This is a genomic window from Rahnella sp. AA, assembly GCF_002834385.1.
Taxonomy (GTDB): Bacteria; Pseudomonadota; Gammaproteobacteria; order Enterobacterales; family Enterobacteriaceae; genus Rahnella.
In genome coordinates this window covers 1-22,327 of record NZ_PITQ01000009.1, presented here as the reverse complement: position 1 = coordinate 22,327, position 22,327 = coordinate 1, and the positions used below count along the sequence as shown (strand labels likewise).

The window sequence follows — 22,327 nt, the reverse complement described above, 5'->3', positions numbered from 1 at the left end:
TTCCCCTCTCACGAGGGGAAGGTTGGGATGGGGTGTGGGTCTACCCCTTGCTAATAAAATTCCTCATAGCTTCACATCAAACTTTCCGGCCTGATAATCCAGAATCGCCTGATTAATTTCGTGCACCGTGTTCATCACAAACGGGCCGTGAGAGACCACCGGCTCATTGATTTTATCAGCGTGTCCGAACAGAAACGTGGCGTCATCGGTTGCGGTTATCGTCACACGATCATCACTGTCATCCAGCTCAATCAGATGCCAGGCCTGTGCCGCAATATCATCGATTTTCAGCCGTCCTTTCACCGTATACAGGAAAACCTGACGGGCAGCCGGTGCATGCAACGTTACTTCGCTGCCCGCGCTCATCTGAACGGTCATCAGGGTGACATCCGTCAGTGATTTTACCGGGCCAGTGACGCCTGCCACACTGCCGGAGATCAGGCTGATTGTGCCATTTCCTTTGCTCAGTGGAATTTGCGGGATATCTTGTACCTGCAATCCTACATAGCTCGGGGCCGTCATTTTCAGGCGTGACGGTAAATTCACCCAAAGTTGCAGAATTTCCAGCTCGCCGCCGTGGCGTTTGAACGCTTCCGGGGAAAGTTCGGAGTGAATCAGGCCCGAACCGGCCGTCATCCACTGCACGCCACCGGTGCCGATAATACTTTCATGACCGCCGGTATCGCTGTGCGCCAGTTCGCCCCGAAGGATAAACGTGACCGTTTCAAACCCGCGATGCGGGTGCGGGCCGAACGGCAAACCGAGGTTGTCCGGTGCGTAAACCTGCGGGCCGTGGTGATTGAGAAACAAAAAAGGATCGAGCTGCTCGAGTTCCGGCCCCGGAACCGGACGGCGGGTTTGCAGATCGCGAATGTCATCACGATAGGCTTTGTATTGCTTAACAATTTTTCGGGTCATGGCGAGGTTTCCGTTAACACACTGGATAATATCGAAGACTAGCGGGTTCCGCGGAGGTTGTCACAGCTGATTGTTAACAAGGTGTAATTTGCGCTGAAAGGGCAAACAAAACGCGGGCGGTTGGCTCACAACCGCCCGTAAATTCAGTGGTGATGTCAGAAAACTTTCGACGAGAAATCCGTTTTCACTTCGCTTTCGATGTAGGTATTTAGCCCCCATCCGGCACGGGCGAGTTCCTTCATTTTTTCGAGATGCTCCGGCCCCGGATGGCGGATATCGTAGAGATAAACGTGATTGTTTTTGAAACGAACCTTGATCGAGTTGGCATCAATCTGGAAGCTGACAACCTGTGAATCACCACTTTTGTTGGCGTAATTTTCCATGCTGCATCCTGTTAGCTGAGCCTGATGACGGGCGACGTCTTCTATTAACCACGTCTGATTTTTTCGTACAGGGCGGCAGTTCACAGTTTGTGAAACACAGGGAAAACAAAGCTTATCAGTGTGTTATGGCTCACGATGAGAGACATCAAAATATAAACGCCCGCGCGGAGCTGGCGTTTGTACTGATGTTGATAAACAGACCGGTTATTTCAGCAGGAAGGAATGGTCAAAGGTGCCGGTGACATTCAGCGCTACCGGCAACAAGCCCTGCGCATGATAGAAATCGGCGGTTTGCTGTTGCTGCGTTTGCGTGGCTGCGTCGACAGGCTGCCAGTAGGATTTACGGCGTTCAAACGACAGCTTTGCCGCGTCCAGCGGAAAGCCAATAATTTTCGCCAGCTTTTCGCTGTAGGCATCCAGATTTTTATACGCCCAGACCTGTGCGTCGCTCAGCCGTTGCAGGTAATCGGCAATCGCCTGGCGTTTGTCCTGGTCTTTAAGTGCCGTATCGGTCGCTGCGAGGAAACTGTTCCCCGACCACAAACCGCGCCCGTTCACCAGCACACGCAGGTGATCCTGCGTTTCAGCAAACGCTGTGTACGGTTCCCACGTTGCCCAGACATCCACAGAACCCTGCGTCAGAGCCAGTTTGGCATCACTCGGCGGGAGAAAACGGAACGTGACATCCTTAGCGCTTAACCCTGCGGAAGCGAGCGCCTTCAGCGCCACAAAATGCCCGATAGAGCCGCGGTTGGTGGCTATACTTTTGCCTTTTAGATCCGCCGCCGATTTGATCGGGCTGTCGGCTTTCACCAGCAATGCGGTGCCGTAAGCGTCAGATTTGTCGACGGCGATGGCTTTCACCTGCGCGCCAGCCGCTTCGGCAAATAACAGCGGCGCGTCGCCAATAATGCCGACATCCACGGCCTGTGCATTCAGGGCCTCCGCCAGCGGGGCTGCGGCGGGGAATTCTGACCATTCAATTTTGTAGGGCAGATTGTCCAGTTTATTCGCCGCTTCCAGCTGCGCCCGCATATTCCCTTTCTGGTCGGCAACGCGCAGGGTGACCTGACCGGCAAGGGCGTTTGACACGCCGCCGATTAAAGACAGCATTAACAGCAGATTTTTTATATTCACTCGCATCGGGATCCCTTAAACCAGCGTGGGCTGGGTGTTCTGACGGGCTGCCTGACGTGCGGCGATTTTTGCACGGGTCAGGGGAATCAGGTGTTTGCCATACTCAACGGCGTCGTTAAGCGGGTCAAAGCCACGGATCAGGAAGGTGGTAATCCCCAGATCGTAATATTTCAGCAGGGCATCAGAGACTTGTTCAGGCGTACCGACCAGCGCTGTGGAGTTTGACCCGCCGCCGATCAGCCCGGCGATACCGGTCCACAGGCAGGAGTCCAGACGGTCGCCTTGTGCCACGGCATTCAGCAACCGCTGTGCGCCGACGCTTTGCGGTTTCGGTGCCAGTGTCGTGCCTTTTTCCGCCTGCTGTGCAGTGGCCTTTGCCAGAATTTCGTCTGCTTTTGCCCAGGCTTCTTCTTCGGTATTGCCTAAAATAGGGCGGAAAGAAATGCTGAAATCAATTTCACGCTGATGTCTGGCCGCAGACGCTTTTACCGCCCCGACGGTTTCTCTGGCGCTTTCCAGCGGTTCGCCCCACAGCGCAAAGACGTCAGCCTGCTTACCGGCGACGCGGATGGCGTCATCAGACGATCCGCCGAAGAAGACCGGCAAGTGTTTCTGGTAAGGTTTGATGGCGGAGAAGGCGTTTTCTGCCTGATAAAATTCGCCCTGATGGTCGTAGCCTTTTTCCGAATACCAGCTCTGTTTCAGCACATCGATATATTCGTCGGTGCGGCGGTAGCGGGAAGCTTTCAGTTCAAAATCACCATCGCGTTTTTGCTCTGCGTCACTGCCGCCGCTGATGATGTGTACCGCCAGACGGCCTTCCAGCAGGTGATCGAGCGTTGCCAGTTTACGGGCGGCCAGGGTCGGCGCGACAAATCCGGGGCGGTGCGCCAGGAGGAAATGAATGCGGGAAGTACTGGCACCCGCGTGGGCGGTCACCAGAAACGCGTCCGGCTGGTCGGAAGCATAAGCCACCAGAATACGGTCAAAACCGGCATCCTCATGGGCTTTGGCAAAATCGGCAATATATTTTTTATCGAAAATCGGGCCAGTTGGCGGGATGATCTCAGAAGCCAGGCGATGGCCGATCATACCGATAAATTGCACACTCATGGGCTGTCACTCCTCGGGTCAGAGGCCAGCGGGATGGTGGCTGCGCTGGCAGGAGTTAACACCATAAATGGGATGTTACTATGTTAAAAATTAATTATATGGATAAGCTAATATAAAATTTGTGCATTAAACGAATCGACAAGAAAGGAGCGTCCCTGCTCTTCAGGATGTGGGAATTAACGCTTCTGGCCGATACGGTTGAGTTTCTCCAGGGCATCAGCAGGTAATGTCAGTTTTGCGCTGGCCAGATTCTCCTGCAAATGTTCAGGTGATGAGGTGCCCGGGATTAACAGGATATTCGGGGATCGTTGCAGCAGCCAGGCAAGAGCAACCTGCATCGGTGTGGCGTTCAGAGATTGTGCCACCTCGCTGAGTTCACCGGACTGGAGTGGCGAAAAGCCTCCCAGCGGGAAGAACGGTACCCAGGCAATATTTTGCCCGGCGAGCTGATCAACCAAAACCTCTTCATGACGGACAGCCAGGTTGTACAGGTTCTGCACGCAGGCAACCGGGGTCATTTTTTGTGCATCGGCAATCTGCCTGGCCGTGACGTTGCTCAGCCCGATATGACGGATCAAACCGCGATCTTTGAGCTTAATCAGTGCTTCCAGTGGCGCTTCGAGCGGGCCTTCCGCCGGACCATGTGTATCGAACATGCTGCGCAGATTCACAACATCCAGAACATCCACCCCCAGATTGCGCAGATTGTCTTCAACGGCGCGGGTCAGATCTTCTGCACTGAACGCCGGTAGCCAGTTTCCTTTTTCATCACGCTTTGCGCCGACTTTCGTCACAATGCATAAATCACTGGCATACGGGTGTAGCGCTTTTTTGATCAGCTGATTGGTGACATGCGGGCCATAAAAATCGCTGGTGTCGATGTGATTAACGCCAGACTCAATGGCGTCACGTAAGACCTGAAGCGCTTTTTTCTCGTCGGCGGGTGGGCCAAAGACGCCCGGACCAGCCAGTTGCATTGCGCCGTATCCGATACGGTTAATCTGGCGATCGCCGAGGCGATAAGTAAGAACCGGTTGTGACATGAAACACCTCCAGAGTAAGTGACCTGTTAATTGTATGCGCTCATGGCGTGTGCAACTATCGGGGTAATAAACGACATACTGTACGGGATGACGGACAATGAAACTTGATATAGCACTGCTGCATGCGGTTGTCGCCGTGGCAAAAGCGGGCGGATTTCGCGAGGCTGCACGTGTCACCGGCAGTAATGCCTCACGTCTGAGTGATGCGGTACGCCGGGCAGAGGAGCAACTGGGTGTCCGGTTATTTCACCGAACCACCCGCACGGTAGCGCTGACCGAAGCCGGAAGAGGGTTAATGGAACGTCTGTTGCCCGCCATGAATGAAATCGATGCAGCGCTGGATTCAGTCAACAATTATCGCGAATCGCCAGCGGGCACATTACGGCTTAATGTGCCGGTCAGTGCGGCGAGACTGATTTTACCGTCAATCGTTCCGGCTTTTTTGCTCCGATACCCGGATATCCAGCTGGAAATTGTGGCCGAAAGTAATGTGCAGGATGTATTTCGTGAGGATTGCGACGCGGGTATCCGCTATGACGAATCCCTGGAACAGGATGTTATTGCATTGCCCATCGGGCCACGCCGGCAGCGATTCGCCCTGGCAGCATCGCCGGCTTATCTTGATCTTCATGGCCGGCCTGAGCATCCCGGCGATCTGACACAGCACCAGTGCATCCGCGGGCGTTTTGCCAGCGGCATCATGCCCGACTGGGAATTCGAACGGGAAGGGGAAACCGTTCGGGTGAAAACACGCGGACAACTGGTGGTCAGTATCGGCGCTGCGGTCGATCTCGCCGTCGAAACGGCGATTGCCGGAGGGGGGATCATTTATCTGTTCGAAGAGTGGTTACGTCCGGCGATAGAAAACGGGGAACTGGAGGCCATTCTGCATCCGTGGTGGCTGAGTTTTTCCGGGCCTTACCTTTATTATCCTGACAGGCGTCTGATCCCGGCCCCTCTCAGGGCATTTATCGATTTTATCCGTGAAAATAACCTTTAGCCGTTTCAATGAACATACCGGGAATTAGTCGTCATTCCCGGAGGGTACTGCCAAATCCAGCCCGTTCGCGATTGCCGCCGCAAAAGCGTCGATCGCCGGGATCTGACTGGCAGGCACATTGGGATAAACGAGCCACAGCTGGCTGCGTGGCGCGAAATCTTTCAGCGAATACAGCTCGAGTTCAGTGCGCAGCGCGTGATGTTCGACCAACGCGCGCGGCATCAGCCCCAGACCGCGCCCTTCGGCGATGAGTGAAAGTTGCAGCGTCGTGCCAAAGGCTTCGAGATTGATGAGTAAAGGTAAACCCTGTTCGGTCAGTGCCCGTTGCAGGGCGGCGCGAAAACCACAGCCCTGCGGGTTGAGGATCCAACCGCGCTGATAACAATCTTCAAGGCGCTGCGGTAATACACCGGAGGCTTTAGGGCCGACAACAACCAGATCGACCGCACCGAGTGGCTGATTTTCCACACCTTCCGGGAACTGTTTGCTGGCGGGGAACAACACGACGGCGGCTTCCAGCTCCTGCCGCTGCACGCGCAACAATAATTCTTCTCCCCATCCGCTCGAAAGTCGTGGCTGGATATCCGGGAATTGTGCAGAAAGCTGTTTTAGCGCCGGCAAGAGGCTGCTTTCACTCAGGCTTTGCGGCACCGCGAGGCGCAGTAACCCGGACGGCGGGCTGTCAGCAGCAACCAGATCGCTGAGCGCATCCACTTCACGCAAAACATTCCGGCACTGCTGATAAACACGGTTTCCCATCAGCGTGGGTTTCAGTGGTTTGGTCTGGCGGTTTAGCAGCGGGATGCCCAGCGACTCCTCGAAATTTTGTACCCGACGGGTAATCGCCGGCTGCGTTAGCCCCAGTTCATCGGCGGCGAGCCGTGTGGATTGCAGGCGGATCACAGCAACAAAAGCAGTCAGGTCTTCAATTTTCATGGGAACTCAGTGTCAGAAAAAATCGTTATGAATGACGGCAGGATAAATCAATTTTCATTATGAAGCTGGATCCTGTTGCACATTTTTATGTGTGATTTGCATATTAGCTTATCCATAAAATGAATTTTGGTTGGATTTCGCCGGTGCTAGCCTGTGTGAAATACCGCATGCTGACAGAATAAGAGGAAAGCAATGACGACTTTACAGGTAGCGCCGCTGCGGGCGTTTCTGGCGGATTTCACCCGTCTGGTTCAGGAACCTTATGATCAGGCGCAGACCCTCACGCGTGGAGGTCAACTGCTGGGCGCACTGGTGCGTAATGATGACTGGTTGCCTGAGGTGTTTGCACAACCTCATCCGGCGCATTATCAGCAATACCTGTTGTATGCCGATCCGCTTTCGCGTTTTTCAGTGGTCAGTTTTGTCTGGGGGGCGGGGCAAAAGACACCGATCCATGACCACCGCGTCTGGGGGCTGATTGGTATGCTGCGTGGCGCCGAGATTAGCCAGAATTATGCGCATCAGCCGGATGGCTCCCTGCAACCGGAAGGGGACCCCGTCACGCTGCGACCCGGAGACGTCGAGAAAATTGCCCCGGATGTGCTGGATATTCATCAGGTCAGCAATTTTTACAGCGACCAGGTTTCTGTCAGCATTCACGTTTACGGCGGCAATATCGGCGCCGTATCACGGGCGGTATATGCACCTGACGGCACGGAAACTACGTTTATTTCCGGCTATTCCAGTCCATTTCTTCCCAATATCTGGGATCTGTCTAAAGAGAATCATCATGGCTGAATCACACCCGTTATCTTTGCGTCATTTTTCGCAATTGCGTGATGCCCTGCGCGAGGGGCTCGAAGTCGCACTGATCGACGTCCGTGAAGAAGCGGCGTTTGCCACCGGGCACCCGCTGTTTGCCGCTAATCTGGCGCTGTCAAAGCTGGAACTGGAAGTGCTGGATCGCATTCCGAATCGCCAGACGGCAGTGACGCTTTATGACAACGGTGAATTTTATGACGTCCGGCTCGGTGAACGTAAAACAGCCCGTGCTGCGGCGTTACTCAAATCGCTGGGTTATCAGGATATTGCCCTGCTGGCAGGGGATCTGGCGGGCTGGAAAGAGGCGGGCGGTGAGATTTTTATTGATGTTAATGCGCCGGGTAAAGCTTTTGGGGAATGGGTAGAACATCATTATGTGACACCGTCACTGAGTGCCGGTGAAGTTCTGGCATTACAAGCGCAGGGGGCAAACATTAAAATACTGGATGTCCGCCGCTTCGATGAATTTCAAACGATGAGCATCCCGGGCGGTATCAGTGTTCCGGGCGGCGAACTGGCGCTGCGTCTGCGCGACGTGGTACCGGACGAAAATACGCAGATAATCGTCAACTGCGCCGGTCGCACCCGCAGCATTATCGGCACGCAGTCGCTGATTAATGCCGGGTTTACGCAACCTGTCGCCGCGTTACGTAACGGAACAATTGGCTGGACGCTGGCGGGGCAAACGCTGGCACATCAGCAGACCGGACATTTCCCGGCGCTCACTGAGGATTCCCGCCGCATAGCGCTGAAAGGCGCGCAGGCTCTGGCGGTGCGTGCGGGTGTTCGTAATGTGACGTTGTCACAAGTAAATGACTGGCAGCATGACGATTCACGCACGCTCTATCTGTTCGACGTGCGTACCGCTGAGGAATATCGGGCCGCTCATTTACCGGGTGCACGGCATGTCCCTGGCGGGCAACTGATTCAGGAAACCGATCACTACGCCAGCGTGCGCGGCGCGCGTATCGTGCTGGTCGATGATGACGGGGTGCGTGCCCGCATGGCCGCATCCTGGCTGGCGCAAATGAACTGGGAAGTCTATGTCGCCGGAGTCAATGCGGAGGATTTCACTGAGCAGGGTGACTGGAAAGCGCAGGTCGCGGCGGCACCGGCGGTGGAGTCCATCACGGCAGAGCAGTTGCTGAACTGGCTGAGTGATAACAGCACCGGCGTTATCGATCTCACCACCAGTGCGAATTTCCGCAATCGTCGTATTCCGGGAGCCATCTGGACAACAAGAGGGAATATTCCGCAGGTTATTGCCGGACAGCCCGAAAAACAGCGGTGGATCGTTACCTGCACCAGCGGTTTGCTGGCGCGTTATGCTGTCACAGAAGTGGCGGCATTAACCGGTAAACCGGCTTATTTGCTGGAAAAAGGCACGGTTGGCTGGATAGCTGAAGGGCTGACGCTGGAACGCGGTGATTCCCCGTATCTGAAAAATCCGCAGGATCGTTACGCGCGTCCATACGAAGGGACAGATGTCAGCCCGCAGGCGATGCAGGATTATCTTGACTGGGAATATGGTTTAGTCGAACAACTGGCAAAAGACGGAACGCATGGTTTTAAATTGCCTGAGGCTTAAGAGCTGAGACCTCTGCGTGAGGAACGCAGAGGATCAGTCAATGTTTAACGGCGGCCGCGCGGGTGGGTGCGGGCAGTCCAGTCATAAGTCGCTGATGTGCTGGGTACGGCTTTGTTACGGCGTTTTTCAGCACGCGCTCTGGCCGCGACTTTTTCTTTTTCTTCCATCAGCTTGTCGATGTAATCATCTTTAATCCGGTTGTTTTCCGAATTTGTCAGTTCACGGCCCTGTGCTTTGCGGGCTTTATCCAGCAGTGTTTTCAGTTCCCGCTGTTCGCTTTCCGTCATTTCTTGTTGTGTCAGTCTTTTCATGGTTGCAGCATCCTGTGAGGAAAGTGGCTACCAGTGTAGTCGCTAACGCAGGAAATTACTTGAAGAAAACACACAGATACCGTGGATGTAGTAGTCGCGATCCTACACGTTGCAGCATCTAACGATAATCATTATCATCTCAGGCTTTGCTATTGCTCCTGAGGTGTTATGCGCAAGTTAAGTCAGTCGCTGCTGGTTTCCTGTTTGTTATTTGCCGGGCTGGCGCAGGCCAGAACCGTGACGGATATTGCCAACCGCACGGTGGAAGTGCCTGATAATCCACAGCGTATCGTGGTGGGCGAAAGCCGCATGCTGTATACACTGGCGCTGGTTCAGGACGGTGATCCTGCACAGCATGTCGTTGGCTGGCCGGGAGACATGGCCCAGCTTGATGCGCAAAGCTGGTCAATGTACGTAAAAGCCTTCCCGCAAATTGCCAGTATTCCGTGGCTTGGGCAGAACAACTACACCCAGATGAACGTCGAAAAGGTCATTGCGCTGAAGCCGGATCTGGTGATTTTGCCGGTCTACGCCAGAAAACAGACCGATCGCGATCAGATGGAAATCACACTGACTAATGCCGGGATCCCGGTGATCTACGTAGATCTCCGCGTGGATCAGCTGCATAACACTATCCCCAGCGTCAAACTTCTCGGTGAGGTACTGAATCATCCGGAGAAGGCCGGGCGCTTTATCGCTTTTTATCAGCAACATATGGATCGTATCCGTGAACGCATTTCCGCTTATCAGGGCAAGCGGACGACCATCATGCTGCAACTGCATCTCGGGCGTCGTGAAGGCTGTTGCACCACGGTATCGCACGGTAATCTTGCCGACCTGCTGACTTTTGCGGGCGGGGATAATATTGCGCAGGGCGCGTTTAACAGCGTGTACGGTGATCTGAGTGCGGAGAAAGTCATTACGGATAACCCGGATGTTTATATCACGACGGGCATGGCCGGCCCGGAAGGGAAAAGAGTGTCTGACCTGATGCTGGGGCCGCAGGTTACGCAGGCACAGGCAGAGCAGAGTTTCCGTGAAGTGATGGATAAACAGCCGGTGCTTTCAACGCTAAAAGCCGTGCGGGAAGGGCGTGCGTACAGCGTCTGGCATAATTTCTACCTGAGCCCGTACCATATGGTTGACGTCGAAGTTTTTGCGAAAACGATGTATCCGCAATTATTTAAAGATGTGGATCCACAACAGACGATGAAAGATCTCTATGCACAGTTTCTGCCGGTGCCATTTAGCGGAACGTACTGGGCAACGCTGCCGCCAGCGAAATAATTCCGCCACAACCTCCTGAATCACTGGCAATAAAAAACCGGCACAATGGCATGCCGGTTTGTTTTTATATCAGAACCTCTTCTGTCAGAAATCTACCGCCGCAGAGAGCACCACGTTGCGCGGTTCGCCTTCAATCACGCGCAGGTTTCCGGCGCTCGACGAGTAATACTCTTTATCGAACAGGTTATTTACGTTCAGCTTGATTTGCGTATGTTTGCCCAGCAGCTGATTGTCCCAAGCCACAAAGGCGTCGGCCACGGTGTAATCCGGCATAGTGAAACTGTTTTCCGGATCACCGGCGCGGCTGCCAACATAACGCGCACCGCCGCCAATACGAATATCCCCCGGCACCACCGACCAGCGCAGGGTATGACTGAGATACAGGCTGCCCATATTGGTCGGGGCATTCACCAGACGGTTACCGACGTTGGATGAGTTCACGTTATCTTCGGTGATTTCGGTTTTGTCATAGCTGTAATTGGCGGTGACATTCCAGTCCTTGGCGATTTCACCGTTAAGCTCGACTTCCGCACCGGTTGACCGCGCTTTCGGGATATTGCGCGTCACGCCGTTGATGTAGACCGACATATCTTCTTCATCAATACGGTACACCGCCAGCGTGGCATCCAGACGTGGCGAAATCTGCCATTTGGTACCGACTTCGTACGTGGTGCCCAACTCTGGTTTGGAGACATTGCCGTCATCGTCCGTATCCGTCGATGGCGTGAATGACTTGCTGTAGTTGGCATAGAAGGACAGATCGTCGGTCAGCTTATACACCACGCCAATCTGCGGCAGGAACTTGTTATCGGTATCGTCCAGACTTTGTGTCGGTGTCACGAAACCGGAGGTCTGCTTCTGGTTGTAATGCTGGTAACGGCCACCCACGACCCCAATCCATTTATCGGTCAGATGAATGCTGTCTTTGAGATAGATGGATTTGTTGTAGAGCGTATTGCGCAGATTACTGTTGCTGTCGGAATAGGTGCTGCTGTTGGTGGTGGGCTCCACGCCGTACACCGGGTCGTACATGTTGAACGTGCTGAAGGTTTTGCCGCGATAAGAATACTGCTTATAGGTTTCGTTCTTCTCATAATCAACGCCAATCAGCAGGTCGTTCATCATGCCGAAGATGTTCTGGTTGCCAATCCAGTCCCATGACGTGTAACTGGTCTGATGGTTAAAACCGCGGTTGGCATCGGCGCGGCGGGTGACAGCGCCGGTTTGCGTATTAACGGCGGTGGCGCGCACTTCATTGCTGTCATAACGACGTTGCTGCCAGGCATACGTCAGACGGGTTTTCCAGTCGTCGCTGACCTGATATTCCCAGGTGGTATTCAGACGTTTGGTTTTACCCCAGGCGTGGTTTGCCAGTTCGTCCAGACGGCGGTTATACGGGATATCGACCGGTTTGCCGTTGATGAACGCAGTTCCACGGTCATAGGGAATATCGTATTTGTATTCCTGATAACTGATATTGAAACTGGCTTTCTCACCGAACCAGCTCAGGGACGGTGCGAGCAGGGTATGCGAATCGCTGCCGAAGTTACGCCAGTAATCTTCATACTGACGCTCGGCGATCATGCGGAATGCAAAACCGTTGCCCAGCGGGCCGGTGACGTCAATCGTCCCCGCACCGCCGCCGAAACCGCCTGTGCGGCCACTGACGCGGGTATTCCAGTCATATTGTGGCTTTTTGCTGATCATGTTGATCACGCCGCCGGGGTTTTGGATCCCGTACAGCAAAGACGCCGATCCTTTCAGCACTTCGATATGATCGATAGTGGAATCAAAGCCCAGCCCCTGATTACTGCGCACGCCGTCAATCAGAATGGAACCGTCGCTGTTAGCGCCAAATCCGCGTTTCACGAAACCGTCTTCCGTGCCGCCCAGCGTATTACCCTGCGTCACGCCGCTGACGAACTTCATGGCGTCATCGAGCGAGGTGACGTCGTAATCCTGAATCATTGACTGTGTGACGACGCTGACGGACTGCGGCGTTTCGCTGAGTGGCGTATCGCCTTTGCTGGCCGTCGAACTTTGCGATGCGCTGTAATCGGTGGTATCGAGCGCACCGGCCTGCGCATTGACGGTAATAGAATCCTCAGACGTTTGTGTCGCGGCCAGAAGGGGGGAACAATGCAAAATAGCCAAAGCCAGCACGGATTTTTTGAATCCGCTGGCCGCCCTGCGTGGGGCTTTTATACCAGACATGTGAATATCCCTGAAAAGAATAACAAAAAGTATTAAATGCAAATGATAACGCTTTGCATTCTAATCAAGGGTTTTACAAAGCGAAACAAATTTAACAATTTCAATAGTTACATTTCGGGGCTGAAGAGGGCTGGCGCGGGGAAAACACAGGTGTCTGACGGTTTCCTCCCCGGTGAAGAGGAGGAAAAGCGGGAATTATTCGACGGTAGAATATTTCACGTAATGGTTTGAGCAGTTGAAATGCGCAACATAGCTGAGCGTGCCGTTCGGGCCTTTCGCGCTGAACGGAATGTTATAGGTTCCTTTATCTTCTTTGACGTCATCGCTGATGAAGTTCAATGCCGGAACGGATGTGCCCATATTGTCTTTGTCATTGCCCCAGTTCGGAATACGGTTTTGCATATAGTCGCGGGTTACGGTATCGATAGCATTATTTTTCGTAATTTCTGTACATGCCCCTTCCGCTGAGCGCTGCATCCACCACGGATAAACGTACACTGACCCCAGCATCAGCACCATCAATGCGAAAATGACTGAAACGATTCCGATTAAAACAACTTTACTCATAATGCTTGCTACTCCTGAAAATAATCAGTCAAATCATAGGCTGCCTGGATAGAACAATATTAATCATAGGCATGAAAGCGCGTATGTTACGCCACTTCGCCAGGAGAGGTTAAGTAATATCAGCCCTTCTGTTGCATTCGGTTACAGAACCCAGTGCGGCAGTCAGAACCTCTGGTGTTAGCCTTTTTACAACATACATTGTTTACACAAGGAGTAAGGGATGAGTCAGCAATCTGTTATGCAACAACCGACTGTCGCAGTGCTTGGCCTGGGGGCGATGGGGCATGCTTTCGCTGCCAATCTGCTTAAAAAAGGGTTCACTACCCGCGTGTGGAACCGCACCGCTTCGCGTGCTGATGGCCTGGTGAAAGCAGGCGCCATTCGTGGCATGACGCCACGTGAAGCCACTGAGGGAGCCGATGTTGTCATTACGATGTTGTCCGACGGCAAAACTTCGCTGGAGGTGTATCAGGGCGATAACGGGCTGCTTGCCGGTCTGAAAAAAGGCGGAATTATTGCCCAGATGGGCACACTGGGCGTTGAGGGCACTGAATCCCTGATTGCCCTGATTAAAGAGCAACGTCCGGACGTTGTGTTTTTTGATGCGCCGGTTTCCGGCACTAAAGCACCGGCGGAACAGGCACAGATTGTGGTGTTAGCCAGCGGCGATCGTGAGGCCGGCACGGCCATTGAACCGGTTTTTGCCGCGATTTCCAAAGCGACAAAATGGCTGGGTGAGGCCGGGCGTGCATCAAAAATGAAACTGGTCGTGAATGCCTGGCTGATTGCCATGATGGAAGGGATCGCTGAAAGCACGCAACTGGCGGAAGAATTAGGTTTCACCACGGATGATTTGTGGAACGTGCTGGAAGGTGGCCCGCTGGCAGCCCCTTACATCAAAGGTAAAATGGAGATGTTCAAAAGCGGCGATTATACCCCGCAAATGCAACTGACCTGGGCGCTGAAGGATATTAATCTGGCCATTGAAGCGGGTAAAAGGCTTGAACTGCCCGTGATGAAACGCATCAGCCAAACCTGGCAGGGTGCGGTTGACAACGGCTACGGTGAACAGGATCTGGCGGTAGTTTATCGCTACCTTGGCAACCAATAAAATGCAGAACGCCGCATCAGTGCGGCATTCTGTTTTGCCTGTTTTAACTGCCCGGAGCCTGTGCCGTGTCGACGCTGACGATTGTCGACATGCCGGGGCGCAGCCGGTCGCTCTGTGGTTGGTCCGGATCCAGCTCAATGCGTACTGCAATACGCTGCGAAATCTTGGTGAAATTCCCCGTCGCATTATCCGCTTTCAGTACGCTAAATTCTGACCCCGCCGCAGGCGAAATTCTAACGACATGACCTTTAAACGGATGATCGTTCAGCGCATCCACCGTGAACGAAGCGGGTGTACCGACGGTCATCCTTGCCAGCTGGCGCTCTTTAAAATTGGCCGTGATCCAGACCATTTTGGGTGTTATCGATGTCAACTGGGTACCGGCACTGACGTATTGCCCCAGACGTGCACTGACTTCGCCAAGCTGTCCGTCAGACGGTGCAATAATCTGGGTGTGCTGCAAATTGATTTGAGCCACCCCGACCTTTGCCTGAGCGGCTTTCAGTGCGGCGGCCAGCGAGGCTTTGCTGGCATCCACCAGAGCCAGATCCTGACGGGCAATATTCACCGAAGCCCGGGCTTTGGCCACACTGGCTTGTGCCGTCAGTAAAGCGGTATGAAGTTCATCACCGGTGGTTTTCGAGACAAGACCTTTCTCCAGCAGGGGGCCATTACGGCCTGTATCAAGCGCCGCCTTGCTTTGTGTGGCCTGAGCGCTTTGCAATTCTGCCTCCGCCAGTTGCAGGCTGGCCGCGCTGGATGCGCGATTTTGCTCAAAATTTTGCAATGTGACCTGAGACTGTGCCGCTGCAGCTTCAGCCTGCAAAAGTTCTTGCCGGTACGTGCTGTCGTCGATCACAAACAGGACATCCCCTTTTTCAACCTGGACAAAATCCTGCACTTTGACTTGCGTGATATAACCGGAAACCTGCGGGCTCAGCAGGGTGACGTTACCGCGCACATAAGCGTTATCGGTAGATTCCACGCGGGAGTTGAAAGGAAACAATTGCCAGCTGTACAGCACGATCATAACCCCGATAATACCGAGGCAAAGCACCACAATAATGGAGGGATAACGAAAGATATTTTTCATCAGTTTTTCCGTTTTACTCTTTTTGTTCGTCAACAGAATCAATTCACTTATGCGACTGCTTCAGCAGTTGCACGTTTCTTCGTCTGGATCCGTCCGACAATAATATGTGCCACCAGGATGGCAAAACAGCCCAAAGACAGATAGAAAACCACTCTGAATACATCGTTGTATGCCAGCAATCCGGCCTGCTGAGTCACTTTCTGACTTAACTGAGCCAGCCCCTCGGCGCTCAGCTGCGTATTGTCACTGAGTACGGGTTTCAGCAAGTGGCTGTACTGGTTGACTCTTTCAACCACCAGCGGGTTTTGCAGCGTGATGTTCTCCACCAGCGTGCTGGAGTGAAACTTTTCCCGCAGAACCTGAATGGTGCCGAGAAATGCGCTGCCGACCTGTGCACCGACGTTCTGGGTCGAAAGAAACACCAGAATAAAGCTGATGATCTGGCTCTGGCCAAACTGCAAGGCTCTGATAAAGCCGAGCCACAGCGAGGTCGGCAAAAATATCGCGCCGGCAAAAGCGATCATCCCCTGTGTCATATAAAACTGCTCAGGGCGGGTATCCACGGTGGAATTAGCATCCATGAGTGACGCCACGGCTATCAATGCGATGGAAAACAAATGGATATAAACAATCCGGTTGGCCTTGTGAATGATGCTGACCACCACCAGACCCGCCAGTGTTGCTCCCAGAATGACGCAAAACAGGGTGACCAGTTGATCATTGAGCAACCCGACCAGATTGAGAAATCCGACCATGCCGGTGGTTTGCTCTGACAACAGCATGCGTATAAATAGCATCGAACCAGTAAACAGCAGCATTTCTGGCGTCATCAGCCAGCGTAAATCGATGATCGGATTCTTGCGTTTCAGTTCGACCATGAAAGACAGCGTCAGCGCAATAATCCCCACCACCAGTACCTCGCCAATCCAGTCTTTTTCCTGCCACCAGTAATAGCGGCCCATCGTCAGCACGACAGACATACAGGCCACCGCCGTGGCAATAAGCGGATAACTGATCCAGTCGGTGCGCTCAAACACTTTCACCCGTGGCGGGTGGGTCAGTGGCAGGATCCAGATAATTGCCAGGCAAATCAGCGAAAGACCTGACTCCAGAGTAGTCAGCTGATGCCAGTGCCCGAGGTCTAACAGATGTGGGGAAATAATGCGTGAAACCGGCAGGGCGATCTGGCTGCCTGCCAGGCCAAAACACAACCCTGCCGTCAGCTTTCGGGCAGGCGGAAAGATCTCAAACATATAAAATAACGCCAGCGGGCCGAGTGATGCCATGGCAAAACCCATTACCGCACGCACGGCCAGCGCCGTCTGAAAATCATGCGTGAAGGTTTGTGCCAGGGATGCGACCGCAAAAAACAGCAGGCCATACTCGCCGAAACGCCGAAAACCAAACTGGGTGCGGATTTTGTACAGCAAAATAGTGCCCGTCACGCTGGTCGCCGTGTAAGCCGCAACCAGCCAGTAACTTTCTACGTTTGAAATACCCAGTGAGCCCTGAATGCCCGGCAAATTAGAGCTGACCAGATTAATTCCCAGCCCCTGAGTCATGCCGATAATCAGCGAGGCCAGCGCATAGACCGCTATCCGCAGGCGCGGAAATTGCCAGAGCCAGTTGCTGACCTGCACAGCAAAAGGATGGTGTTGTGACGTTGGGATCGTCGCATTTTTTGGTGCTTCAGGCTGTGGAGATACCGCTTTTTGTGATGAAGCATCCCGTGTTGATAATTCACCGGCATCCTGCCGGACATCTGAATCAGAACCCGTCGTCATCGCGTTGCCTTGTTAGTCGTTACTTAACGAGTTTGTAGCTAGCTACATAATGTAATAAGGCATTTCAGATGTGTCTAGCTCAATTATTCATATTGGTGATATTTACAGACGTAAATAGCGAATAACTAATCAGTCACGAAAGTGATTAATCGCGGTGAAAACGGGCTCAGAGGAAAGAAAACGCCACTTAAAGTGCGGCGATATTGGCGGTAATACAGGCAAGAACGCCACGGGCGATATCCACATTTTCTTTCGGAATACCTTCCATGACGCGGATGAGAATATCGTCTGTCATACGCCGGACCTGGTTAGCCAGCTCGGTGCCAGCTTCCGTCAGTTTGATCTCTTTTGAGCGACGGTCTGTTTCCCCGGGGCAGCGCTCCAGCAGGCCAAGTTCAGCCAGGCTGTCAAACAGGCGGATGGCCGTAGGGTGCTCAACTTCCAGTAAAGCGGTCAGTTCGCCCTGTGGCAGCCGGCCACTGGCGGCTTCCAGATGTAATAGCACTTGCCCGCGGGCCAGCGTCAGCCCGATGGTTTTAAACCGTGCATCGCAATAGGTACGCAACTGACGGCCAATATGAATAGTTTCCGGTAAAAAACGGACAGTAGGAGAGGTTGCTTCCGGACGGCGGCGTAATGTGGTCAAAGGGGATCCTCATTGTCGGGCGTAAGCAGATTTTACAGTGGCGTCAGAGTAGCACGATGTGCAACATTTACCAGAAAAGGGAGGTCTCCATTAACATTTTGAGACAAGTGGAAGTCCCTTCCAGATTCAGCATTTATTTCCGCGCAGCGCTATCGACCTGCGGTAATCTGTTTTGGCGTAACCGTTAACCATGCAAAAACAATCTTAAAATTCTGGAGGAGCTCTCATGCAACCCGTCATCAACATGATTACCCTGGGCGTTAAAGATTTAGCCGTTGCAACGGAGTTTTACCAGCGGGGACTTGGGTTTCCTAAGGTCGCGATTGATTCTGAAGGCGTCAGCTTTTTTGAACTGGCGGGGGCGTGGTTATCTTTATTCCCCTGGGATGAACTGGCAAAAGATGCACTGGTCAGCCCGGGCGGCCAAGGGTTTCGCGGCATGGCGCTGGCCCAGACTGTCGCCAGCGAAGCGAAAGTGGATGATATTTTAGCGCAAGCCGTCAGGGCGGGTGGAAAACTGATAAAACCAGGGCAAAAAGTTTTCTGGGGCGGATATTCCGGATATTTCGCCGATCCTGACGGACATCTCTGGGAAATAGCGTATAACCCATTTATGAAAATAGGCCCGCAGGAAGAATGATTTTAGCTTTGGGTCATACTAAACGTAGTAACTCCTGCGGCTTTAGTTACAACATACAGTTTGCTTTATAAACCATTTACCTGTCTGAACCTTCAGAGAAAACACCGCCATAGGGCGGTGTCAGCTAACAAACTCAGGCAGGAAAAGGGGGGTTATAATCCACGTTTTTCCATCAGCAGGGCCAGGTCAACCAGACGGTTTGAGAAGCCCCATTCGTTATCATACCAGGCCAAAATCTTGACCAGCTTACCGCCGATAACCAGCGTTGAAAGTCCGTCAACAATGGAAGAACGCGGGTCACCGCGGTAATCACTCGAAACCAGCGGTTCTTCGCTGTAACCGAGAATTCCTTTAAGCGGGCCAGATTCTGCTGCTTTACGGAACGCCGCGTTAATTTCTTCAACGGTCGCTTCACGTTTCAGGTTTACGGTTAAATCCACAATCGACACGACCGGAACCGGCACGCGCAGTGAATAACCGGTCATACGTCCATCCAGCTCAGGGATAACTTTCCCGATCGCTTTTGCCGCGCCGCTTGAATACGGAACAATTGAAACGGCTGCGGCACGTGCTCCGCGCAAATCTTTTTCTGGCTGGTCATGCAGCGCCTGGCTGTTGGTATAAGCATGCGTGGTATTCATCAGACCATGCTCAATCCCGAAGGTCTGATGCAGGACCTGCGCCGCAGGGGCCAGGCCATTAGTGGTGCAACTGCCGTTGCTGACTACTTTGTGTTTAGCGGGATCGTATTGGCCGTCATTGACGCCCATTACGATGGTAATATCGTCATTTTTAGCTGGGGCAGAGATGATGACGCGTTTGGCGCCCCCTTTGGTGATATGCACTTCCGCTTTGGTTTTTTCAGTGAAAAAGCCTGTCGCTTCAATCACAATATCCACACCCACGCTGCTCCAGGGAATCGCTGCCGGATCCCTTTCGGAGAACACACGGACTGCTTTGCCATCGACCAAAAGCTGACCTTCGCCCGCTTCGACGCTGGCTTGTAAGGTGCCAGAAAGGGAATCATATTTCAGAAGATGGGCCAGTGTCTTACTGTCGGTAAGATCATTAATTGCCACCACCTGGAAATCATTGCGGCCGAGTGCAGCACGCAAAACATTCCGTCCAATCCTGCCGAATCCATTGATACCTACTTTGACCATGACGAACTCCTTAGTTATCTGACTTGTGATTACTGTAGTCCGATGGGAATATGGCGTAAATGACAATAAAGAATCAATTTACGCCAACACGCGTGGGCAAAAGCGCTCTCTGTATTCTTTAGGGGTCAGTTGCAGATTTCTTTCAAAAACACGGCGTAAATTCAGGCCGCCGCCAAAGCCGGTGGTGATCGCGATTTGCCCGATGCTTTGCTTCGTTTGCTCAAGCAACCGTCTGGCAGCACTGAGCCGTACTTCTTCGACATATTTAGCCGGTGTTATTCCCGTTTCGCGGGTAAAGACTCGCGTGAAATTCCGCGGGCTCATCGCGACACGCTCAGCCAGATTTTCCACTGATAAATCGCCGCTGAGATTCTCCGAAAGCCAGGATTGCAGTTCACGGATAGGGCCGTCACTTGCCTGATTTAAAAGATAGCGGCTGAATTGTGCCTGTCCACCCGGACGCCGGAGAAACATCACTAAATCCTGGGCAACATCTCTGGCCAGGCTAAAGCCAAAATCATCTTCAACCAGGGCAAGGGTGAGATCAAAGCCAGAGCTGACGCCGCCGGATGTCCATATCGGGCCATCCTGAACATACATAGGGCCGCGTTCCACAGTCACTTGTGGAAACTCGGCCTGCAAAGTATCAAGCAACCGCCAGTGAGTGGTGGCATGCCGACCGTTCAGGAGGCCGCTTTTAGCCAGCAACATTGCGCCACCGCAAATGGATACCACGCGGCGGGCATGAGGCGCAGCTTGTCGCAACCAGCTCACAACGTGCGAACCTTCTTCTTCAGTCAGCCCCTTACCGGTGATCATAATGGTGTCACGGGGAAGTTTGGGGTCGAGATCACAGAGGCGATGATCGGCCAGCAAGTTCAAACCGGAGACACCATGGACCACCCGGTGCGGTTGCGTGGTGGCAACCGTGACCTGATAGGAGGGCGTCTGGGAATCTTTTGGCAACAGCCGGTTCGCCTGCATGAGGATGTCAGCGATACCTGCCGCTTCGAATAACATGCCCCCGTCGGGGACGATAATTAAAAATGTTGTCATGGCATTAAAAATACAATCTGTATTAAATAAGTCAACACGCCTTTCTGGCGAAGCCGGTGAAAGAGAAAACGGCAGAGAGCTAGTATTGCGCATTTTTGGCACACGCGAAATGTGAAAAAATTCAATTAAACCATGATACTCAATGACGTTAAGAGTATCTTGTCAGCGTTTAAAATGACGCATTCAACCGTGAGATTTCATGAATTCATTACTCAAACAACCGTCACGGATCAGCCTGTTGATCATGCTGATGATTCTGGCGGGCTGCTCAAGCAAAACGCATTATAAAAAATACGATACCTACGCCTATGATGATGAAATTGAAGATGCGGCCGATAATTACAAAGTCGACCGGAAACTGATTAAAGCAATCATCCAGGTTGAGTCCAGCTACAATCCGGACGCCGTCAGCCCGTCGAATGCCATCGGACTGATGCAGCTTAAAGCGTCAACCAGCGGCTGTGATGCATACCGGTATAAAGGAAAACGTGGTTGTCCGAGTGACAGACAATTGCATGACCCGGAAACCAACATTGATTTGGGCACAGCATATCTGAGCGGATTACAGCATCAGCAATTAAACTGGATCAACGATCCGCTGACGCGTCGCTACGCAACCGAAGTCGCTTATGCCAACGGTGCCGGTGCTTTATTGCGGACATTCTCCGCAAATCGTCAGACGGCAATTCAGATGATCAACCAGCTGACTCCGGAAGCCTTTAACTGGCATGTCCGTCAATATCATCCGGCACCGCAGGCACCCAGATATATGGCGAAAGTCGAAAAGGCCTATGCCGGGTTATAGCTAAAACCGGCCAAAATGAAGAATGCGCTACGTGAATTCTGCAGCATTATGGTACTGCCAGAAATTTAGAATTCACGTAGCGTTGTCAGTTTGTACTGGCTGAAATCCGCCGAAAGGAGAGTCCGCATGCTGTCTAATTTATTCGCCGGTTTACCGGTTACTGCCAGTGCGCAGGAAAGCGAAACCTTCGACGCGCTGTTAAACATTCCTGGCATGCGTATCGAGAGAATTGTTTCGACCGGACAGGCAACTCCGCCTGATTTCTGGTATTGCCAGAAACAAAGCGAGTGGGTCACGGTTCTGCAAGGTTCAGCCGGTTTGCGAATTGAAAACGAAACGCAGGTGCGGGTAATGTACGCCGGTGACTGCATCAACATTCCGGCGTTATGCAAACACCGCGTGGAGTGGACAGTCGCAGATGAAATTACAATCTGGTTGGCCGTGCATTATGGCGATATTGAAGATCAAAATGCAGACGAAGAGTCATGAAAAAGAAATGGAACGACAGGCGAGACGGTGGATTGGTGACGGGTGCGTGGATTGATATCCTATTTAACATAATATACATTATGCGTACCTTATATGTTAGTGCAAAGCGATAATGTCGTGTTTTAGCAAAGTTAAAATGTCGTACTCCGGTTAGCCTGTTCTTATTCAGGCAGCCAGGAGTATCACTATTATGTTGGTCACCATGAGCCAGAAAGAACTCG

Annotated in this window: 22 protein-coding genes; 8 read left to right on the top strand and 14 right to left on the bottom strand. The window is 52.8% G+C overall.

Going from position 1 to position 22,327, the window contains the following annotated elements; genetic code table 11:
• Positions 1-63: 63 nt before the first annotated feature.
• From CWS43_RS19845 to CWS43_RS19825, 5 genes are all read right to left on the bottom strand, one after another.
• On the bottom strand, positions 64-918 hold the full coding sequence (locus tag CWS43_RS19845) for a pirin family protein (RefSeq protein WP_101078811.1): 855 nt from the start codon (positions 916-918) through the stop codon (positions 64-66).
• A 155-nt stretch (positions 919-1,073) separates the two neighbouring features.
• On the bottom strand, positions 1,074-1,301 hold the full coding sequence (locus CWS43_RS19840; protein WP_015697366.1) for a hypothetical protein: 228 nt from the start codon (positions 1,299-1,301) through the stop codon (positions 1,074-1,076).
• 204 nt (positions 1,302-1,505) lie between these two features.
• Positions 1,506-2,444, bottom strand: coding sequence for an ABC transporter substrate-binding protein (locus CWS43_RS19835; protein ID WP_101078810.1), 939 nt, complete (start codon positions 2,442-2,444; stop codon positions 1,506-1,508).
• A 9-nt stretch (positions 2,445-2,453) separates the two neighbouring features.
• A complete protein-coding gene (locus CWS43_RS19830; RefSeq protein WP_101078809.1) occupies positions 2,454-3,551 on the bottom strand; it encodes an LLM class flavin-dependent oxidoreductase in 1,098 nt (365 codons plus the stop codon).
• Between the two features lie 176 nt (positions 3,552-3,727).
• Positions 3,728-4,594, bottom strand: a complete 867-nt coding sequence (locus tag CWS43_RS19825; protein WP_101078808.1) for an aldo/keto reductase family oxidoreductase — start codon at positions 4,592-4,594, stop codon at positions 3,728-3,730.
• Positions 4,595-4,691: 97 nt separating this feature from the next.
• Between CWS43_RS19825 and CWS43_RS19820 the strand changes: the two genes are divergently transcribed.
• The gene (locus CWS43_RS19820) at positions 4,692-5,594 is read left to right on the top strand and encodes a LysR family transcriptional regulator (protein ID WP_101078807.1); all 903 of its coding nucleotides are present in this window, start codon (positions 4,692-4,694) and stop codon (positions 5,592-5,594) included.
• A gap of 24 nt (positions 5,595-5,618) precedes the next feature.
• On the opposite strand, the gene CWS43_RS19815 is transcribed toward CWS43_RS19820, so the two are convergent.
• Positions 5,619-6,530: a LysR family transcriptional regulator gene (locus CWS43_RS19815; protein WP_101078806.1), complete on the bottom strand. Its 912-nt coding sequence runs from the start codon at positions 6,528-6,530 to the stop codon at positions 5,619-5,621.
• A 192-nt stretch (positions 6,531-6,722) separates the two neighbouring features.
• Between CWS43_RS19815 and CWS43_RS19810 the strand changes: the two genes are divergently transcribed.
• Both CWS43_RS19810 and CWS43_RS19805 read left to right on the top strand, forming a co-directional pair.
• Complete coding sequence (locus CWS43_RS19810; RefSeq protein ID WP_101078805.1) at positions 6,723-7,328, top strand: cysteine dioxygenase; 606 nt, start codon at positions 6,723-6,725, stop codon at positions 7,326-7,328.
• The gene (locus tag CWS43_RS19805) at positions 7,321-8,940 is read left to right on the top strand and encodes a rhodanese-like domain-containing protein (protein ID WP_101078804.1); all 1,620 of its coding nucleotides are present in this window, start codon (positions 7,321-7,323) and stop codon (positions 8,938-8,940) included. The genes CWS43_RS19810 and CWS43_RS19805 overlap by 8 nt, the downstream gene beginning before the upstream one ends.
• A 44-nt stretch (positions 8,941-8,984) precedes the next feature.
• Here CWS43_RS19805 and CWS43_RS19800 read toward each other — a convergent pair whose 3' ends face one another.
• Positions 8,985-9,251, bottom strand: coding sequence for a DUF3811 domain-containing protein (locus tag CWS43_RS19800; protein ID WP_101078803.1), 267 nt, complete (start codon positions 9,249-9,251; stop codon positions 8,985-8,987).
• A 168-nt stretch (positions 9,252-9,419) separates the two neighbouring features.
• Here CWS43_RS19800 and CWS43_RS19795 point away from each other — a divergent pair, with 168 nt between their 5' ends.
• Positions 9,420-10,538, top strand: a complete 1,119-nt coding sequence (locus tag CWS43_RS19795; RefSeq protein ID WP_101078802.1) for an ABC transporter substrate-binding protein — start codon at positions 9,420-9,422, stop codon at positions 10,536-10,538.
• A gap of 84 nt (positions 10,539-10,622) precedes the next feature.
• Here the strand turns inward: CWS43_RS19795 and CWS43_RS19790 are convergent, their stop codons facing one another.
• Together CWS43_RS19790 and CWS43_RS19785 are read right to left on the bottom strand one after the other, a co-directional pair.
• Positions 10,623-12,752: a TonB-dependent siderophore receptor gene (locus CWS43_RS19790; protein ID WP_101078801.1), complete on the bottom strand. Its 2,130-nt coding sequence runs from the start codon at positions 12,750-12,752 to the stop codon at positions 10,623-10,625.
• Positions 12,753-12,947: 195 nt separating this feature from the next.
• A complete protein-coding gene (locus CWS43_RS19785; RefSeq protein WP_101078800.1) occupies positions 12,948-13,319 on the bottom strand; it encodes a protein YebF in 372 nt (123 codons plus the stop codon).
• 238 nt (positions 13,320-13,557) lie between these two features.
• Between CWS43_RS19785 and CWS43_RS19780 the strand changes: the two genes are divergently transcribed.
• Positions 13,558-14,430 (top strand): NAD(P)-dependent oxidoreductase, encoded by an 873-nt coding sequence (locus CWS43_RS19780; RefSeq protein WP_369825908.1) that lies wholly within the window; start codon positions 13,558-13,560, stop codon positions 14,428-14,430.
• A 43-nt stretch (positions 14,431-14,473) separates the two neighbouring features.
• On the opposite strand, the gene CWS43_RS19775 is transcribed toward CWS43_RS19780, so the two are convergent.
• From CWS43_RS19775 to CWS43_RS19765, 3 genes are all read right to left on the bottom strand, one after another.
• Positions 14,474-15,523 (bottom strand): HlyD family secretion protein, encoded by a 1,050-nt coding sequence (locus tag CWS43_RS19775; protein ID WP_101078965.1) that lies wholly within the window; start codon positions 15,521-15,523, stop codon positions 14,474-14,476.
• 47 nt (positions 15,524-15,570) lie between these two features.
• Complete coding sequence (locus CWS43_RS19770; RefSeq protein ID WP_101078798.1) at positions 15,571-17,307, bottom strand: MFS transporter; 1,737 nt, start codon at positions 17,305-17,307, stop codon at positions 15,571-15,573.
• A 187-nt stretch (positions 17,308-17,494) separates the two neighbouring features.
• Positions 17,495-17,953, bottom strand: a complete 459-nt coding sequence (locus CWS43_RS19765; protein WP_101078797.1) for a MarR family winged helix-turn-helix transcriptional regulator — start codon at positions 17,951-17,953, stop codon at positions 17,495-17,497.
• Positions 17,954-18,179: 226 nt separating this feature from the next.
• Between CWS43_RS19765 and CWS43_RS19760 the strand changes: the two genes are divergently transcribed.
• Positions 18,180-18,593: a VOC family protein gene (locus CWS43_RS19760; protein WP_101078796.1), complete on the top strand. Its 414-nt coding sequence runs from the start codon at positions 18,180-18,182 to the stop codon at positions 18,591-18,593.
• A gap of 152 nt (positions 18,594-18,745) precedes the next feature.
• Here CWS43_RS19760 and gap read toward each other — a convergent pair whose 3' ends face one another.
• Complete coding sequence (gene gap, locus CWS43_RS19755; protein WP_101078795.1) at positions 18,746-19,756, bottom strand: type I glyceraldehyde-3-phosphate dehydrogenase; 1,011 nt, start codon at positions 19,754-19,756, stop codon at positions 18,746-18,748.
• A gap of 78 nt (positions 19,757-19,834) precedes the next feature.
• Positions 19,835-20,812: a GlxA family transcriptional regulator gene (locus CWS43_RS19750; protein WP_101078794.1), complete on the bottom strand. Its 978-nt coding sequence runs from the start codon at positions 20,810-20,812 to the stop codon at positions 19,835-19,837.
• A gap of 199 nt (positions 20,813-21,011) precedes the next feature.
• Between CWS43_RS19750 and CWS43_RS19745 the strand changes: the two genes are divergently transcribed.
• Both CWS43_RS19745 and CWS43_RS19740 read left to right on the top strand, forming a co-directional pair.
• A complete protein-coding gene (locus CWS43_RS19745; protein ID WP_101078793.1) occupies positions 21,012-21,617 on the top strand; it encodes a transglycosylase SLT domain-containing protein in 606 nt (201 codons plus the stop codon).
• Positions 21,618-21,743: 126 nt separating this feature from the next.
• Positions 21,744-22,106, top strand: a complete 363-nt coding sequence (locus CWS43_RS19740) for a cupin (protein WP_101078792.1) — start codon at positions 21,744-21,746, stop codon at positions 22,104-22,106.
• Positions 22,107-22,327: the final 221 nt, after the last annotated feature.